This window comes from Kitasatospora sp. NPDC048715 (assembly GCF_043198905.1).
In the GTDB taxonomy this organism is placed as follows: domain Bacteria; phylum Actinomycetota; class Actinomycetes; order Streptomycetales; family Streptomycetaceae; genus Kitasatospora; species Kitasatospora lactacystinica.
On sequence record NZ_JBICVH010000001.1, the window covers coordinates 80,227 to 97,702 of the forward strand.

Consider the following 17,476-nt stretch of genomic DNA (forward strand, 5'->3'; position numbering starts at 1 on the left):
ACGGGCCCATCTCCGAAGGAGTCCATCAGTGACGGAAGGCACCACCTCCGCCGTCGAGGCCGAGACCGCCGCCAGTTCCGACGAGAGCGTCATCTCCCGTCTGGAGCAGGAGGGCGACATCGCGGCGGACTACCTGGAGGGTCTGCTCGACATCGCCGACCTCGACGGTGACATCGACATGGACGTCGAGGGCGACCGCGCCCTGGTCTCCATCGTCAGTGACGGCAACGACCGCGCGCTGCAGCGCCTGGTCGGCCAGGACGGCGAGGTGCTGGAGGCCCTCCAGGAGCTGACCCGGTTGGCTGTCCACCGGGAGACCGGCGAGCGCAGCCGCCTCATGCTGGACATTGCCGGCTTCCGGGCCCGCAAGCGCGAGGAGCTGGCGGTGCTCGGGGCCAAGGCCGCGGAGCAGGCCAAGAGCAGTGGCGAGCAGGTCAAGCTGCGGCCGATGACTCCCTTCGAGCGCAAGGTCGTCCACGACGCGGTCGCCGCGGCCGGCCTGCGCAGCGAGTCCGAGGGCGAAGAGCCCCAGCGGTTCGTGGTCGTGCTGCCGGTCTGAGGCCGACAGGCCGACGACCGGCCGCCGTGGCGGCCGGAGAGCTTCACCGGACGTGACCCCGTCCGCCTCGTGCGGGCGGGGTCGTCGTCCCTTCTGGGATGTTTCACGTGAAACAGTGCGTTGAGCGGGTCGGTGGATCCGGGGATCGGAGAGGTCGAGATGGACACGGAGAACGCGGCTGCCGGCCGGCCGGGGGCGGACGTGGACCCGGCCGCTGAGGGGCGGGCCACCGAGCTGGACCAGCTGTCCGAGGCGCCGGCCGTCGCCCGGGAGGTCTTCGGGGAACGCTACGACGCCGCGGTCCGCTACACGGAGCTGCTGGCCACCGCGGGCGTGCAGCGCGGGCTGATCGGGCCCCGCGAGGTGCCCCGGCTCTGGGACCGCCACGTGCTGAACTGCGCGGTGCTGGCCGAGCTGCTGCCCGCCGGCACCACCCTGTGCGACGTCGGCTCCGGGGCCGGCCTGCCGGGCATCCCGGTGGCGCTGGCCCGTCCGGACGTCTCGGTGACGCTGCTGGAGCCGCTGCTGCGCCGGACCACCTTCCTGGAGGAGGTCGTCCGGGAGCTGGGCCTGGACAACGTCACGGTGCTGCGCGGTCGCGCGGAGGAGATGGTCGGCAAGCTCGCGGTGGACGTGGTGACCGCCCGGGCGGTGGCGCCGCTGGACCGGCTGGCCGGCTGGGGCATGCCGCTGCTGCGCCCGCACGGACAGATGCTGGCGCTCAAGGGCGACAGCGCGGAGCAGGAGCTGGCCGAATCGCGGGCCGGTCTGGCCAGGCTGGGTGCGGTCGAGTGGAGCGTCATCGCGGTCGGCGAGGGCACCCTGGAGACCTCGACCCGGGTGATCCAGGTGAAGGCGGGGGAGAGCCCCGGCGGGGTGAAGGCGGCCACCCGGCGCGCCAAGGCGGCCCGGGCGGGTCGCACCGCGAGCGTCCGGAACGGCGAGCGCGGCCGGGGCGGGCGGCGCCGCAGCCGCTGATCCGGCGCGACGCCGAAGACGTACCGAACACGGGCGGACGGGCCTCCTGCGAGGGAGGATCGTCCGCCCGTCGTCGTTCAGGTGGCGGACGGGCCGTTGTTCCCCCCGGCGTTCGGCCGGGTGGTGCCCCCGGGACACCGGAGTGTCGCAACGTCAGATTTCCGGCATAGCGGGCATGGTGTTTCACGTGAAACGTCGCTCCTTGCTCTCGGGCATCCTCCGCCGTGACCGGGCGGCGACTGTTGCCGCTCCGGTTTCACGTGAAACACTGACCCTCATGCAGGACTCGGAGACCGTCGACCAGATCGATGACACGCCCATCGCACGGGCTGCCCAGGCTGCGGTTCAGGCGATCGGCCGAGCGGGCGAGGGACTGCCCCGGCCCGCCGCCACCCGGGTGATCGTGGTCGCCAACCAGAAGGGTGGGGTGGGCAAGACCACCACCACCGTGAACATGGCCGCCTCGCTCGCCATGCACGGCCTGCGCGTCCTGGTCGTCGACCTCGACCCGCAAGGCAACGCCTCCACGGCGCTCGGCATCGACCACCACGCCGAGGTGCCGTCCATCTACGACGTCCTGGTGGAGGGCAAGCCGCTGGCCGACGTGGTGCAGCCGGTGCACGACGTCGAGGGGCTGTTCTGCGTCCCCGCCACCATCGACCTGGCCGGCGCCGAGATCGAGCTGGTCTCCCTGGTGGCCCGGGAGAGCCGGCTCCAGCGGGCCATCGCCGCCTACGAGCAGCCGCTCGACTACATCCTGATCGACTGTCCGCCCTCGCTGGGTCTGCTGACGGTCAACGCCCTGGTCGCCGGCCAGGAGGTGATGATCCCGATCCAGTGCGAGTACTACGCCCTGGAGGGCCTCGGCCAGCTGCTGCGCAACGTCGAGCTGGTGCGCGCGCACCTCAATCCCGCACTGCACGTGTCGACCATCCTGCTCACCATGTACGACGCCCGGACCAGGCTGGCCGCCCAGGTCGCCGAGGAGGTCCGGACCCACTTCCACCAAGAGGTGCTGAGCACGGCGATCCCGCGCTCGGTGCGCATCTCGGAGGCGCCCAGCTACGGGCAGACGGTGCTCACCTACGACCCGGGCTCGACCGGGGCGCTCTCCTACCTGGAGGCCGCCCGCGAGCTCGCGCTGCGTGCGGTGGGCCAGGGCGGCTCGCTGGTGGGTCAGCAGCGGGACGGCCAGCAGGGGCACGGCGCCCCGGTGGCACAGCACGGCACGACGGAGGGTCATCAGTGAGTGCTCGCAGGGTTGGTCTGGGACGAGGGCTGGAGGCGTTGATCCGCCCCGCCGCGCCGGTGGACGGCGGGGCGGAGGCGAAGCCCGCGGCAGCCGCGCCCGCACCGGCCTCGGTGACGCCGCTGCCGAGCGGCCGCGGCACGGTGGCGGCCCGGGCGGCCGCGGAGAAGCGGGCCGAGCAGGCGCAGCCGGCCGGTGCGTACTTCGCCGAGCTGCCGCTGGACGCGATCACCCCGAACCCGCGCCAGCCGCGTGAGGTCTTCGACGAGGACAAGCTGGCCGAGCTGGTCACCTCCATCAAGGAGGTCGGGCTGCTCCAGCCGATCGTGGTGCGCCAGGTCGGTGCGGACAGCTTCGAGCTGATCATGGGCGAGCGCCGCTGGCGTGCTTCCCGGGAGGCCGGGCTGGAGCGGATCCCGGCGATCGTCCGGGCCACCGAGGACGACAAGCTGCTGCTGGACGCCCTCCTGGAGAACCTGCACCGCGCCGAGCTGAACCCGGTGGAGGAGGCGGCCGCCTACGACCAGCTGCTGCGGGACTTCGCCTGCACCCACGAGGAGCTGGCCGACCGGATCGGCCGCTCCCGCACGCACGTCTCCAACACCCTGCGGCTGATGAAGCTCCCGCCGTCCGTCCAGACCCGCCTGGTGGCCGGGACGCTGATGGCTGGACACGCCCGGGCGCTGCTCGGCCTTTCGGGGCCCGAGCAGCAGGAGCGGCTGGCGGCGCGGGTCATCGCCGAGGGCCTCACGGTGCGCAACGTCGAGGAGATCGTCGTGCTGATGCGCTCGGAGGAACCGGAGGAGCCCAAGCGCCAGGCGCCGAAGGCGGGCAAGCTGAACTCCCCGGCCTTCAACGACCTGGCGAGCCGGCTGTCCGACCGCTTCGACACCCGGGTCAAGGTCGAGGTGTCGCAGCGCGGCGGGAAGCTGGGCAAGGGCAAGGTGGTGCTGGAGTTCGGCTCGGTGGAGGACCTGAACCGGATCCTGGACAGCATGGCCCCGGGTGAGGACGGTCTGCGGCTGTCGCAGGGCTGAGCCGGACCGGCCGGCCGAGGGCAACGACCCGATGGGTGCGTGTTCCACGTGAGCGCTGTTTCACGTGAAACATGCACCCTTCGGCGTTCGTGGGGGAATGCTCGACCGTGAGAGGGAGGAGGTGCGGCCATGGGACGGCGGATCGCTCCGCTGACGCTGGACAACCTCGGGGACCTGCCGAACGGCTGTCGCTCCTGCGTGTTCTGGGAGCTGGACCCGGTCAGCGCGAAGGAGGCGGTGGAAGCGGGCAAGCCGGAGCTGGAGAAGGAGGGGTGGATCTCCACGGTGCTGCTGGAGTGGGGCTCCTGCGGGCGGATCGTCTACGTGGACGACCGGCCCGCCGGGTTCGTGCTCTACGCACCGCCCGCCTACGTCCCCCGCTCGCAGTCCTTCCCGACCAGCCCGGTGTCGGCGGACGCCGTTCAGCTGATGGTCAGCCGGGTGCTGCCGGGCTACCAGCGCCAGGGCCTCGGCCGCGTGCTGGTGCAGACGGTGGCCAAGGACCTGATCGGGCGAGGGGTGCGGGCGATCGAGGCCTTCGGCTCGTCCGGGCGGGTGCCGACCAGCTGCGTGCTGCCGGCCGACCATCTGCTCGCGGTCGGCTTCAAGACCGTCCGCCCGCACCAGCGCTACCCGCGGCTGCGTCTGGAGGCGCGGACGACGCTCTCCTGGCGGGGCGATGTGGAGGGGGCGCTGGAGCGGCTGTTGGGCGGTGGGCGCAAGGAGCCCGCGCTGCGGCCGTTCTAGCGGGCGCCTCCGGAGGGCGCCTCCGTAGGGCGTCGCCGCGGGTGTCGCGAGGGGTGTTTGGAGGGCCCGGAAACGACGGCGGCGGGGCTCCCCACCGAGGGGAGCCCCGCCGCCGTGCGGTCGACGACCGGAAGACCTAGATGAACTCGGCCAGCTCGCGCAGCAGCGCGGCCTTCGGGCGGGCACCGGTGATGGACTTCACCGGCTCGCCGTCCTTGTAGACGATCAGGGTCGGGATCGAGATGACGCCGTACTTGGCGGCGGTCGCCTGGTTGGCGTCCACGTCCAGCTTGGCGATGGTCAGCTTCTCGCCGTGCTCGGCCGCGATGTCGTCCAGGACCGGGGCGACCTGGCGGCACGGGCCGCACCAGGTGGCCCAGAAGTCGACCAGTACGGGCTTCTCGCTCTTCAGGACGTCCTGCTCGAACGTCGCGTCGGTGACGGTGGTGGTGGCGCCGGCCACGGGAACTCCTCGGGTTCGGACGGAGGGGGCTGCTGCCAGGAGAACAACGGGTGGGCCCGTTCTGTTTCTGCCCGGCCGGGGCGGGGGTGTTTCACGTGGAACACCCCCGTGGGGCGGAGGGTGGGGCTCAGACCGCGACGGCGGCCTTGGCCTCCAGGTCGTCCAGCGCGGCCAGGTAGCGTTCGGCGTCCAGGGCGGAGGAGCAGCCGGTGCCGGCGGCGGTGATGGCCTGGCGGTAGGTGTGGTCTACGACGTCGCCGGCGCCGAAGACGCCCGGGATGTTGGTCCGGGTCGAGGGGGCCTCGACCTTGAGGTAGCCCTCGGCGTCCAGGTCCAGCTGGCCCTTGAAGAGCTCGGTGCGCGGGTCGTGGCCGATCGCGATGAACAGACCGGTGACGGCCAGCTCGCGGGTCTCGCCGGTGGTGGTGTCGCGCAGGGTGACGCCGCTCAGCTTCGGGTCGCCGTGGATGGCCTCGACCGCGCTGTCCCACTCGAAGCGGATCTTCGGGTCGGCGAAGGCGCGCTCCTGCATCGCCTTGGAGGCGCGCAGGGTGTCGCGGCGGTGGATGATCGTGACGCTGCGGGCGAAGCGGGAGAGGAAGGTCGCCTCCTCCAGGGCGGTGTCGCCGCCGCCGACCACCGCGATGTCCTGGTCGCGGAAGAAGAAGCCGTCGCAGGTGGCGCACCAGGAGACGCCACGGCCGGAGAGCTTGTCCTCGTTCGGCAGACCGAGCTTGCGGTGCTGGGAGCCGGTGGTGACGATCACGGCGCGCGCCTTGTGCACGTTGCCCTCGGAGTCGGTGACGGTCTTGATGTCACCGGTGAGGTCGACCGCGACGATGTCGTCGGGGATCAGCTCGGCGCCGAAGCGCTCGGCCTGGGCCCGCATGTTGTCCATCAGCTCGGGGCCCATGATGCCGTCCCGGAAGCCCGGGAAGTTCTCGACCTCGGTGGTGTTCATGAGCGCGCCACCGGCGGTCACGGCCCCCTCGAAGACCAGCGGCTTGAGGGAGGCACGGGCCGTGTAGAGCGCGGCCGTGTACCCGGCCGGGCCGGAACCGATGATGATCACGTTACGGACGTCGCTCACTGCTTCTCCTGGTTCGCATCGCGACCCGCGTTTGCTGCGGGGAGGGCGGTCCTGCTCCGCCGCCCGGGACAACGACTGACCAGTGTCTCGCATTCCCAGGCGGATCAGTACCAGGCGCCCGAAGTCCGGAAGCGGCGTGCCGCCGTCGTCGTGGATCGCATGGGAACGGCCGGTCAGCGGCTGGGAACGGCCTGGTGCAGGACGACCGGGCCGCAGTCGGGGGAGCGCAGGTAGACGTCGACGGAACCGGGGCGGCCGGGCAGGGAGTAGACCAGGACGTCGACCGGGGCGCCGTGGTAGCTGCCCCGGTCGGTGGCCAGCGGGGTGCCGGAGGCGGGTGCCGGGCAGCCCGGGCCGCTGGGGGAGGCGGGGGAGGGCGAGTCGGGCTCCGGGCGGCCGCCGTCGGCGGGCGGGGCCCCCTCGGACTGGGCGGGCCCGGTGGCCAGCAGTCCCGGGACGTTCTTCGAGCGGGCCAGCAACTGTTGCACCTGGGCGTCGAGTTCGCCGTCGCGGTACTCGGTGCCGGCGCCCGCCGTGTGCGGGGCGCGGACATCGTGGCCGTCGGTGGTGGCGGCCGGGGCACTGCCCGCGGTGGCCGCCACCGTGCCGGACCCGTCGTCGGGGTGGAGCAGCAGTGCCCCGCCGAGCCCGAGGGCGGCCAGGACGGCGGCCGTGCCGAGCAGCAGGGCGAACCGCCGCCGGCGGGCGCGGCCGGGCCCGCCGGCCGAGCCGGACCGGCCGGCGGGTCGGTCGCCGGACGGGGCAGCCGGCCGGGAGGCCGTGGAGGAGGGCGTGACGGGCACCGTGGCGGCACGCGCGGGCCGGGCCGGGCCCTGGGCCCGGTGGTCGGCCGCGGGGGCCTCCTGAGCCGGTTCGACGGCCTCGCGGCCGCTCCCGGCGGCTGCGGCTGCGGCCTCGGCCAGCGCCGCGTCCAGCCGGGCGGCGACGTCGGCCGGCATCGGCGGGGTCTCGACGTCGCCGAGCAGCGACTGGACCTCGGCGAGGGCGTCGACGGTCTCCCGGCACTCGGCGCAGCCGTCCAGGTGCCGGCGCAGCGCCCCGATGGTGTCCGGGGACTCGATCAGTCCTTCGGCGAGGTCGGCCAGCCGCTCGATCGGGGGGTGGTCCTCGGCGGGGTCGGGGAAGGAGGGGTGGGCGTTCATCGGGTGCTCGCGTCTCCTTCCAGGACCGTCCGGCCGGTGCTCGGGCCCGCCCCTGTGACGGTGCCGGGCGGCTTCGGGTTCCCCCGGGTGTCGCGGCGAGGTGGGGCCGAGCCGCGGGCGGGCGGTGTTTCACGTGAAACATCGGGCTCGCGCAGGTGCCGGACCAGGGGGAGGAGCCGGGCCCGGCCGCGCGCGCAGCGGCTCTTCACGGTGCCCACCGGAACGCCCAGCAGTTCGGCCGCCTCGGCCACCGGGTACCCCTGCATGTCGACCAGCACCAGTGCGGCCCGCTGCTCGGCGGGCAGCTCGGCGAGCGCCGCGGTCAGCTCGCGGTGCAGCTCGGCCCGGACCACCGGGAAGTCGGCCGGCTCGGCGCTGCCGACCAGGGTGTCCAGCCGCTGGGGGTCCTCGTCGAGCGGGGTGGTGCGGCGGGTGGCGCCGCGCCGGGCGCGGTCCAGGCAGGCGTTGACCACGATCCGGTGCAGCCAGGTGGTGACCGCCGAGCGGCCCTGGAAGCCGGCGGCGGCGCGGAAGGCGGAGACCAGGGCGTCCTGGAGGGCGTCGGCGGCCTCCTCGCGGTCGCCCAGGGTGCGCAGGGCGACCGCCCAGAGCCGGTCGCGGTGGCGGTCCACCAGCAGACCGAAGGCCGCCGGGTCGCCGGCGACGTGCCGGGCGAGCAGCGTCGCGTCGTCCGTCGGGTGCGCTTCGTCCGCCACCGTCACCCCTCCCTCCCGGCCGCCGGTCCGTGCCGCGTCCGCGGTCGTCGGATCAGCCGGAGACCTTCACCTCGGCGACGTGGCCGCGGAACCTGCCGTCGGTATCCTTCGTCAGACCGGTCAGCCAGATCAAGAGGTACCGCGTGGTGACCGGGGAGTCGAGGGTGTACTCGACGTTGCTCCCGGTCTTCTTCCCGACGACGGTGAAGGCGTCCGGCTTGGCCTGCAGCGGGTTGGCGCCGGCGGCCGGGGTGGGCAGCCGCAGCTCCGCGGACTGCTCGCCGCCGGAGAACTGGACGTTCACCGAGGAGACCGGCTGCGGCGAGCCGAGGTCGATCAGCAGGCCGGTGCCCGACTTCAGCGCGGGCGGCTTGGCGCCGAACTGGTCGACGTACCAGCCGGTGGTCCACGAGGTGCTCAGGTCGCCGTCGATGGCCTTCCCGATGCTCTCGGTGCCCTCGGGTCCGTCGCCCAGGGGGTTGTAGGACTGCGCGTCCTTGATGGCGAGCGTCACCGGGTTGTGGGTGCTGGCCTGCGGGCTCGGCGCGGTGCTGCTGGTCGAGGGGGTGGTGGACGCGGTGGCCGACCCGGTGTGCCGCAGGCTGTCGACGAACTGCCAGGAGGCGACGCCGATCGCCCCCAGCGCGACCGTCCACGCGGTGGCCTTGACCACCCGGCGCAGCCGCCGCCTGGCGCGCCGGGAGGAGGCCGGGCGGGAGGAGGCCGGCAGCGGGGCGACGGTGGTGTCGGCGACCCGGGTCGGGTTGGGCGCGGTGGGCAGCGCGTGGGTGTTGTGCCGGGGCGGGGCCGGGAAGGCGGGCAGCTCCGGTTCGGGCTGGCGGATCCGGGGCATCTGCGCGATCGCCCGGACCAGCTCCTCCGGCGTGGTGATCGGCCGGGCGTGGTGCGGCGGCTGGTCGAACAGGGCCCGCGCGGCGAGCTCGGACAGGCCCTTGTGGACCCCGGCGCGGACCTGGTCCGGCGCGGCGTTCTGGAGGCCCTTGGGCAGGCCCTGGAGGTCGTAGCGGTCCTCCGGGTACGGCCAGCGGTGGGTGAGCGCGGCGAACAGCAGTGCGCCGATCGCGCGGGTGTCCGCCCGCTGGGCGTCCTCGGCGTCCTCGGCGGGCAGCCCGCGCAGGGCGGCGTCCACCGCGATGCCGTTGATCCGGTACTGGCCGCTGTCGGTGCGCAGCACGCAGCGCGGGGTGAGCCGCAGGTGGGCCTGGCCGCGCCGGTGGGCGGCCGCGACGGCGTCGGCGACCTGGCGGACCATCTGGTACGCCTCGTGCGGCTCCATCGGACCGTTGGCGAGCAGCCTGGCCAGGTCGGAGGAGTGCGGCAGCCACTCCCGGACGACGTAGACCAGCTCGCCCTCGTGGACGGCGTCGAGGACCTGGACGAAGCGCGGGTCGCCGAGCAGCGCGGCGGACTTGGCGGCCGCCACCACCTTGCGGGCCCGCTGGTGGCCGGAGGCCATCAGGTGGACGCCGACGGCCCGGCGCAGCTTCTCGTCGACGGCGCGCCAGCTGCTGAAGGTCTCGGTCTGGGAGATGCACTCCTCCAGCCGGTACCGGTGGCCGATCATGTCGCCGCTGCGGCGCTGCGGGGCGGGGAGGGTGCGCGGGAGGGTGGCGGTGTCGCGCGGGTCGACCGTGGGCTGCGGGTCGGTGGGGCGGCGCGCTGGGCGGGCGGGTTCGTCGGCGGGCTTCTTCCGGGGGGAGCCGGCGGCCAGTTCGGCGCGGAGCTCCTGCACGGAGAGCGGTGCGGTGATCTCCGAGGTCTCCTCGCCGGCGGGGGTGCCCGGTCCTGCGGCCGGTGCGTCGTGCCCGCCCTCGCCCTCGTCCCCGTCCCCGCCCTCGCCCTCGTCCCCGTCCCCGTCCTCGTCCTTGTCCTCGTCCTCGTCCGCGTCGGTGCGCCCGGGGGCGGCGGCAGCGGTGGTGGCGCCCCCGCGGGCGTCCGCGGAGGTGCTCCCGCCGGCGTCCTGCGAGCCCGTGAGCTCGTCGATCGCCGCGGCCAGTGCGGCCTCGTCCGTCGCCGCGTCAGCTGCTGACGTGTCGACGACGGCCTTGGTGCCATCAGCCACCGTGGTCCTGCCTCCCCTTGTGTAGCCCCGGCCTGAGAGATTCGCTGGAGCCCGGGGGTCGGCGGCCCTGTGCTCCAGGACAATTGTGCCCACTCTTCTCCACCGGGTACGACCGCTGAGACGTCCGCTCGGTTGCACGCGGGTGGAGAGATGTGGTGCAGATTCGACACCGGGTCGCCATCCGACGGTCGGGCGGACCCGAACCAACCGGTGCCCCAGCACTCGGCCGGACGAGCGGAGGAGCGTCTCGCTCCGGTTGACGCCCGGTCAGGGCGCCCGCTCGTCCGGCCGGTGGTCGGACGGTCAGCGGCCCAGCCGGCCGCGGACCATGCCCAGCATGGCGTTCAGTTCCTCGATCCGCAGGCGCTTCGCGATGAGCACGAAGACCGCCAGCTGGAGGCCGCCGGCCACGACCAGGGCCGCCACGCTGCCCGGCCAGCCGCCGAGCACCTGCTGGACCCCCAGGCTGGCACCGAGGCCGACCAGGGCGGCCGGGACGCAGGCGGCGGCCAGCCGGCTGTACGTCCTGCCGATCCGCTTGGTGTCCAGCCCGCCGATCCGCTTCTTCAGCTTCGGCATCGCGACCGTCACCCCGACGGCGTAGGCGAGGCCGTAGCCGAAGGCGAGGCCGACCACCGTCCACTCGGCGGGCAGCACCAGCCAGCACAGCAGGGCGAAGCCGGCCTGGCAGGCCGCGACCCAGACGGTGTTGGAGAACGGCGTGCGGGTGTCCTCGTAGGCGTAGAAGCCGCGCAGCATCACGTACTGGGCGGAGTACGGGATCAGGCCCAGGGCGAACGCGGAGAGCATCAGACCGACGTTGGTGGCGTCGTTCAGGACGGTGTCGTTGCCGCCGACCGCGTAGATCGCCCGGCCGATCACCGGGCCCAGCGACAGGAACAGGAAGGCCGCCGGGACGACCGCCACCGCGGTGGTGCGCAGACCGTAGGAGATGTCGTCGCGCACGGCGCCGGCGTCCTCGTCGGCCGCCGCCCGGGAGAGCCGGGGGAGCACCGCGCTCATGATCGAGACGGTGATCACGGCCTGCGGGAGCTGCCAGATCAGCAGCGCGTTGGAGAACGCGGCCAGGCCGACGCCGCCGTGTCCGGCCGCCGCCGCGGCGTCGCCCGCCTTGGTGGACAGCTGGGTGATCACCAGGTAGCCGGCCTGGTTGGCGAGCACGAAGAAGAACGTCCACTTGGCCAGTCGGGCGGCCTTGCCCAGGCCGTGACCGCGCCAGTCGAACCGGGGCCGGAAGCGGAACTCGGCGGCCCGCAGGTACGGGATCATCGCCAGCGACTGGACGACCAGACCGATCAGGGTGCCGAGGCCGAGCAGCCGCACGCCCTCGGGGGAGATGCCCTCCGGGGTGACGTGGGTGGTGCCGAACCCGCCGTAGACCCAGATGTAGGCGGAGAAGGTGAAGATCACCACGATGTTGTTCAGGACCGGGGTCCACATCATCGCGCCGAAGCGGCCGCGGGCGTTGAGGATCTGGCCCATCACCACGTGGATGCCCATGAAGAAGATGCTCGGCAGGCAGAAGCGGGCCATCGCCACCGTGGTGTCGGCGCGCTCCGGGTTGGCCATCATCGGGTGGGCGATCAGCTGCACCAGCACGGGCGCCCCGAGCACCGCCAGGAAGACCACGCCGCCGAGCCCGACCATCACCAGGGTGAGCAGCCGGCTGGCGTACGCGGTGCCGCCGTCCTCGTCGTTCTTCATGCTGCGCACCAGCTGCGGCACGAAGACCGCGTTCAGCGCGCCGCCGCCGATCAGGATGTACAGCAGCGTCGGCAGGGTGTTCGCCGCGTTGTAGGAGTCACCCATCACGCCGACACCGATGGCCGCGGTGATCACCATGGTCCGGACGAAGCCGGTGCCGCGGGAGACCAGCGTGCCGGCCGCCATGATCGCGCTGGAGTTCAGCAGGCTGGCGACCTTGCCGCCACCGGCCGCCTGGGCGGGTTCGGCGGCGGGCGCCTGCTGGGCGGCCTGCTCCTCGGCGACGACGTCGGACAGCGGTTCGACGGCCGGGGGCACCGCGACGGCGGCCACCTGCCTGGTGGCCTCCTCCTCGGAGAGCGGCGGGTCGAACTCGATCGGCGGCACGAAGTGCTGCTGCCCGCCCGGAGCGCCGCCGTGCTGCGGCTGTCCCGGGTAGCCGCCCGCCGGCGGGTACGGGGCGGGGCCGACCGGAGGGGCGGTCGGCTGGACCGGCTGCGGGGCCGGGGCGGGCTGCGGGACCGGCGGCTGGGCCGCGGCCTGCGCCGGGCGGCCGCCGAACAGGGCGTCCACCCCGACGTACTCGGTGGTCTCGGTGTCCCAGGCGGAGTGCGCCGGGCCCGGCTCCCACTGCTGCCGGGGCTGCTCGACGCCGCCCCAGTGGCCACCGGCGGCCTGCGTCGGGGCCGGCTGCTGCGGCCAGGCGCCCTGCACCGGGGTGTCCCAGCCGGGCTGCACCGGCGGCACCGGGGCCGCGAACTGCTGCTGGGCCTGGTACGGGGTCGGCGGCACCGGCGTCGGGTAGCCGCCGCCCTGCGGCGGCAGCTGCGGCGGCACGTCGTACGCGGCGGCCGGCTGCTGGGGCGCGACGGGCCGCCCGGCCTGCAGACCGTACGGGTCCTGGCCGTCCTGCGGGTGCCCGTACGCGTCCGCCGCGTACGGGTCCTGGGCGTAGGTGTCGGCCACGTACCAGTCGCCGGACGGCGACTCGGCGCCCGGCCGGCTCTCACCGCGGCCCGACGGCCGCTCCTCGCTGCGCCCGGTCATGTCACCTCTTCGCTGTCGTGGGGGGAGGCCGGCCCGGCGGTGCGGGGGGTCGGCGGTATCAAGGACCAACCTTCTCATCACCGGCGGCCCGATCCCGGCCATCCGGGCTGCTGCCGCGCGGTGTCTGCGCGGGACCGTCACCCCGGGTGCCGTCCGTCCCGCCGGCCCGGTCCGGTTCCGCGGCCCCGGCGCGATCCGCGGTGGAGTCCCGCGCCGTGCCCTCCGAGGCGCCCTGCGCCGTGTCCTGCGCCGTGTCCTCCGAGGCGCCCTGCGCCGTGTCCTCGGCCGTGTCCCGCGCTCCGGTGCCGTCCGCCGCCGGGGCGTCCCCGACCGGCTGGTCGCCGTCCTCGTGCGGCTGCCCGCCGCGCCGCTTGCGCTGGCGCACGAAGCGCAGCGCGGCCAGCAGCAGCAGGACGCCGGCGCCCGCGAAGATGTACAGCACCCCGTTGGTCACCGAGGTGACCTCGACCTTGAACTGCTGGGGGTCGCCGTACGGCCGGGAGTCGGGGCCGGTGGTCCACAGCTGGGCGGTCATCGCGACCGTCCCGTTGTTGTGCGCCTCGGCGTTGAAGCGCAGGGTCACGCTCTGCGAGGCCGGGAGGACCAGCTCCTCCTCCTTGCTCACCCGCAGCCTGTTCGGCTGGGCCGAGGTGAGCACCAGCTTCAGGTTGGTGACCGTCTGGGTCAGGTCGTTGCGGACGCTGACCTGGAGCAGACCGGTGTTGCCGGCCAGGGTGACGACGTTCTTCTTCGGCACCTGGACGGCGCTGGTCAGCTCCTTCAGGTACTTCGTGACGCCGGCGCGGTAGGTGCTCCCGGCCGGCGGCTGGCTGCGCCACTCGGTGGACAGCGAGCGGACCATCGCGGCGCTGAACGGGCCGCGCACCCGCTGCGGCAGGGTGAGCACCCGCATCAGGGTGTCCAGGTCGTGCTGGATGTCGTCGGTGCGGCTCAGGTCGGCCGCGGGCAGCTCCGAGGCGCGGGCCTGGGTCGGGTAGTCGGTGGGCGCCGGGACGGCGGTGTTCGCCTTCGGGTCGGCCGCGGACTGGGCCACCGCGTCCAGCTTGACCGAGGAGATCCACTTGCCGTCCGCCGTCTGCAGGGCGCTCGCCAGCGCCTTGGCGCCGGCGACGCTCAGCTCGCGCGGGGGCAGGACCAGCAGTCCGCGCTGGTTCTGCGGCTGCTCGTGGGTGATCGCGAAGGTCTCGGCGAGGAAGCGCTGGGTGGCGTCGGTCTGCGCCTGCGGGCTGCTCAGGTCCTTGTCGAAGAGCGAGGAGACGGTCTCGTCGGCCACCACGGCGCTCTGCCCGCCGCCGATCGGGCGGACGGCGGTCGGGGTGTAGTTGAGCGAGTCCGCCTCGGGCATGCTCGCGCCGTTGACCAGCACCAGCCCGCTGCCCGACTGCTGGGCGAGGGAGGCGATCTGCTGGTCGAGGTAGCCCTGGAACGGCCAGGCGACGTCCGACCGGGTGTCCACGGCGAGCCGGCCCTCGACGGTCAGCCGGCCGGCGGTGGCCGCCTTGCTCAGCGCGGTGGTCATCCCGGTCAGGTCGGAGCCGTTGTGGGCGATCGAGGCGAGGTCCGGGTCGGCGTACGGCAGCGAGACCACCTGGGTGCCCGGCTTGGCGACGGCGGCCCGCAGCTTGTCCAGCCAGGCGACGGCGGCGGCCGAGGGCTGCATCTGGACGGTGTTGTCGTCCTTGACGGACTTGCCCGACCCCTCGGTGCCCGGCTTCTGCACCCGGTAGGTCTTGGTCATCGCGAGCGCGGCGTCCAGCAGGTCCGGGTCGATCACCCAGGTCAGGCCGTTCAGCTTGGCGCCAGTGTCGACCAGCTCGTACAGCCGGCCGCCCGGGGCGAACTCGGTGGCCAGGCTGTCGTCGCGCAGCACCGAGACGGGCTGGTCGTTGCTGTCGGTGGTGGTCTGGGCGGCCACCACCGGCGCGTGCACCAGCGGCCAGACCGTGGCGACCTTCGTCGGCTGCGCCTCGGCGCCGCCCGGGTTGTACGGCAGGAAGGTCCGGGCGATGCCCAGGGGGCGGTCGCGCGGGTTGTCGGCGGTCCCGCCCCAGGCGTCCACCGCGAGCTCGTACGCGCCGCTCGCGGACAGTCCGAGGTCGCTCACCGCGACGCTCAGCGTGTACGGCTGGCTCTGCCCCGGGTTCAGCTCCGGCAGGGCGTACTGGGGGGTGTCCAGCTCCGTGCCGTCCTTGCTGTCCGGCGTGGAGCGGTCGGCCACGTTGGCCAGGTCGCTGCGCCGGTCCAGCGGCTTGTTGGAGTACGGCTTGCGGACGGCCGCGTGGGCGCCCTTGACCGCCGACTTGCCGGCGTTGGTGACGTGTCCGGTGATCGTCACGATGCCGTTCGGGGTGGCCACCTGCGGGCTGAGCGTGTCGATGGTCATCACCACCGGGTACTCGGCCGTGATGGTGGAGTCCGCGGCCGGCCGGACGTTGCCGCCGGCGGGCAGCGCGCCGGCCGGGGTGGCCGTGAAGAGGGTCAGGGCGGCCGCGCAGGCGGCGGCCAGGCGCGCGCCCGCCCGGCGCGTCCGGCGGGCCGGATGACGCCCCTCGGCGGGGCGCTCGGCCCCTCCAGGCTGTCGGTGCGTCCCCAGGCCCGAGTGCCGTGCCGGCTCACTCACTCGCTTCGCCCTCGCCGTTCTCGATCGTTCGCTGCTGATGCTGTCGTCCGGCGCGGTCCGCCCGACGGTCTTCGCTTGACTCTCTTGGATCGCTCCGCCCGACGCCGTCGCCGCACCGCTGCCGCGGGGGTTCCCGCGGACGGCGGCGGCGCGCGGCACCGCATCCCCCGTCCGGTGCCCGAGACTCGTCCACCGGCATGGTAACGATGCAGCCCGCGGCGCAGTGTTGCGGGCTGTGGGGTGAGACGCCCAGAACGCGCGGGCGGTTGACCTGTCGGGGCACGTACCCTTGTGAGCCGTGTCCACTGCCAATGAGCCCACCGCGCACACCGACCCCTCCAGCACCGCCGTCCAGGTCGTACCAGGCCTGAGCGAGGCCCAGACCCTCGGCCTCCAAGAGCTGCTGCGGGTGTCGCCGGTCGCCGACGAGATCGCCCGCCGGTTCCAGGCGGCCGGTCACCGGCTGGCGCTGGTCGGCGGGTCCGTCCGGGACGCGCTGCTCGGCCGGCTCGGCAACGACCTGGACTTCACCACCGACGCCCGCCCGCAGCAGGTGCTCAAGCTGGTCAAGGGCTGGGCGGACGCGGTCTGGGACGTCGGCATCGCCTTCGGCACGGTCGGCGCCCGCAAGGACACCCCCGAGGGTTCCTTCCTGATCGAGATCACCACCTACCGCTCCGAGGCGTACGACCGCACCTCGCGCAAGCCCGAGGTCAGCTACGGCGACACCATCGGGGAGGACCTGGTCCGCCGGGACTTCACCGTCAACGCGATGGCCGTCGACCTGCCCGGCCGCGGCTTCGTCGACCCGCACCACGGTCTGGAGGACCTGGAGGCCCGGGTGCTGCGCACCCCCGCCACCCCCGAGGAGTCCTTCTCCGACGACCCGCTGCGGATGATGCGGGCCGCCCGCTTCGCCGCCCAGCTGGACTTCGACCCGGCGCCCGAGGTGGTCGCCGCGATGACCGCGATGGCCGAGCGGCTCACCATCGTCTCCGCCGAGCGGATCCAGGCCGAGCTGAACAAGCTGCTGCTGGCCAAGCACCCGGTGAAGGGCCTGCGGCTGCTGGTCGACACCGGCCTGGCCGGGTACGTGCTGCCCGAGCTCCCCGCGCTGCAGCTGGAGCGGGACGAGCACCACCGGCACAAGGACGTCTACGAGCACTCGCTGACCGTCCTGGAGCAGGCCGTCGACCTGGAGCAGGACGGTCCGGACCTCACCCTGCGGCTCGCCGCGCTGCTGCACGACATCGGCAAGCCGCGCACCCGCCGCTTCGAGTCGGACGGCCGGGTCTCCTTCCACCACCACGAGGTGGTCGGCGCCAAGATGACCCGCAAGCGGATGCGGGAGCTCAAGTACTCCAAGGAGCTCATCGAGGACGTCTCGCGCCTGGTCGAGCTGCACCTGCGCTTCCACGGCTACGGCGGCGGCGAGTGGACCGACTCGGCGGTGCGCCGCTACGTCACCGACGCCGGGCCGCTGCTGGAGCGCCTGCACAAGCTGACCCGCTCCGACTGCACCACCCGCAACAAGAAGAAGGCGGCCGCGCTCTCCCGCACCTACGACGGTCTGGAGACCCGGATCGACGAGCTGAAGGCGCGGGAGGAGCTGGACGCCGTCCGCCCGGCGCTGGACGGCAACCAGATCATGGAGCTGCTCGGCCTCAAGCCCGGCCCGCAGGTCGGCAAGGCGTACAAGCACATGCTCGAACTCCGGCTGGAGCACGGCCCGATGGAGCACGACGAGGCGGTCGGGGCACTGCGGGCCTGGTGGGCCGAGCAGCAGGGCTGAGTCCGGATCCGGATCTCCGGACGCGGCGCCGGACACGGTGCCGGACACGACGGGAGGGGTGGGGCCCCCCCCCGGCCCGGGGCCCCCCCCCCCCGCCCCCGCCGTCATTAGAGGGGTCTGGGACAGCACGTCGAGGCCGGCCGGGGGGGTGGGGGGGTTGGGGGTGTTAGCCAACTCCCCCGTCAG

At 73.7% G+C, this 17,476-nt stretch carries 13 protein-coding genes; 6 read left to right on the plus strand and 7 right to left on the minus strand.

Annotated features, from left to right (window positions below):
• Window positions 1–28 precede the first annotated feature (28 nt).
• The 5 genes from ACGFSC_RS00435 to ACGFSC_RS00455 all read left to right on the plus strand — a co-directional run bounded on the left by ACGFSC_RS00435 (window position 29) and on the right by ACGFSC_RS00455 (window position 4,570).
• The gene (locus ACGFSC_RS00435) at window positions 29–559 is read left to right on the plus strand and encodes a protein jag (RefSeq protein WP_380358967.1); all 531 of its coding nucleotides are present in this window, start codon (window positions 29–31) and stop codon (window positions 557–559) included.
• Window positions 560–718: 159 nt separating this feature from the next.
• Window positions 719–1,537 carry a 16S rRNA (guanine(527)-N(7))-methyltransferase RsmG gene (gene rsmG / locus ACGFSC_RS00440; RefSeq protein WP_359907009.1) on the plus strand — a complete coding sequence of 273 codons (819 nt, stop codon included), beginning with the start codon at window positions 719–721 and terminating at the stop codon, window positions 1,535–1,537.
• Between the two features lie 304 nt (window positions 1,538–1,841).
• Window positions 1,842–2,786 (plus strand): ParA family protein, encoded by a 945-nt coding sequence (locus tag ACGFSC_RS00445; RefSeq protein ID WP_359907026.1) that lies wholly within the window; start codon window positions 1,842–1,844, stop codon window positions 2,784–2,786.
• Complete coding sequence (locus ACGFSC_RS00450) at window positions 2,783–3,823, plus strand: ParB/RepB/Spo0J family partition protein (protein ID WP_359907012.1); 1,041 nt, start codon at window positions 2,783–2,785, stop codon at window positions 3,821–3,823. The genes ACGFSC_RS00445 and ACGFSC_RS00450 overlap by 4 nt, the downstream gene beginning before the upstream one ends.
• Window positions 3,824–3,952: 129 nt before the next feature.
• Window positions 3,953–4,570 (plus strand): GNAT family N-acetyltransferase, encoded by a 618-nt coding sequence (locus tag ACGFSC_RS00455; RefSeq protein WP_359907015.1) that lies wholly within the window; start codon window positions 3,953–3,955, stop codon window positions 4,568–4,570.
• Window positions 4,571–4,706: 136 nt separating this feature from the next.
• On the opposite strand, the gene trxA is transcribed toward ACGFSC_RS00455, so the two are convergent.
• The 7 genes from trxA to ACGFSC_RS00490 form a co-directional block, all read right to left on the minus strand.
• Window positions 4,707–5,033 (minus strand): thioredoxin, encoded by a 327-nt coding sequence (trxA, locus tag ACGFSC_RS00460; RefSeq protein WP_359909516.1) that lies wholly within the window; start codon window positions 5,031–5,033, stop codon window positions 4,707–4,709.
• Between the two features lie 127 nt (window positions 5,034–5,160).
• On the minus strand, window positions 5,161–6,123 hold the full coding sequence (gene trxB, locus ACGFSC_RS00465) for a thioredoxin-disulfide reductase (protein WP_359909513.1): 963 nt from the start codon (window positions 6,121–6,123) through the stop codon (window positions 5,161–5,163).
• 173 nt (window positions 6,124–6,296) lie between these two features.
• Window positions 6,297–7,286 (minus strand): hypothetical protein, encoded by a 990-nt coding sequence (locus tag ACGFSC_RS00470; RefSeq protein ID WP_359909510.1) that lies wholly within the window; start codon window positions 7,284–7,286, stop codon window positions 6,297–6,299.
• The gene (gene sigM / locus ACGFSC_RS00475) at window positions 7,283–8,002 is read right to left on the minus strand and encodes an RNA polymerase sigma factor SigM (RefSeq protein WP_359909507.1); all 720 of its coding nucleotides are present in this window, start codon (window positions 8,000–8,002) and stop codon (window positions 7,283–7,285) included. The genes ACGFSC_RS00470 and sigM overlap by 4 nt, the downstream gene beginning before the upstream one ends.
• A 52-nt stretch (window positions 8,003–8,054) precedes the next feature.
• A complete protein-coding gene (locus ACGFSC_RS00480; RefSeq protein WP_359909504.1) occupies window positions 8,055–10,085 on the minus strand; it encodes a protein kinase family protein in 2,031 nt (676 codons plus the stop codon).
• Window positions 10,086–10,388: 303 nt separating this feature from the next.
• Window positions 10,389–12,857, minus strand: coding sequence for a murein biosynthesis integral membrane protein MurJ (gene murJ, locus ACGFSC_RS00485; RefSeq protein ID WP_359909501.1), 2,469 nt, complete (start codon window positions 12,855–12,857; stop codon window positions 10,389–10,391).
• Window positions 12,858–12,915: 58 nt separating this feature from the next.
• Entirely contained in the window at window positions 12,916–15,498 is a 2,583-nt protein-coding gene (locus ACGFSC_RS00490; protein ID WP_359909498.1) for a DUF6049 family protein, read from the minus strand.
• Window positions 15,499–15,865: 367 nt separating this feature from the next.
• Here ACGFSC_RS00490 and ACGFSC_RS00495 point away from each other — a divergent pair, with 367 nt between their 5' ends.
• Window positions 15,866–17,290, plus strand: coding sequence for a CCA tRNA nucleotidyltransferase (locus ACGFSC_RS00495; RefSeq protein WP_359909530.1), 1,425 nt, complete (start codon window positions 15,866–15,868; stop codon window positions 17,288–17,290).
• Window positions 17,291–17,476 lie beyond the last annotated feature (186 nt).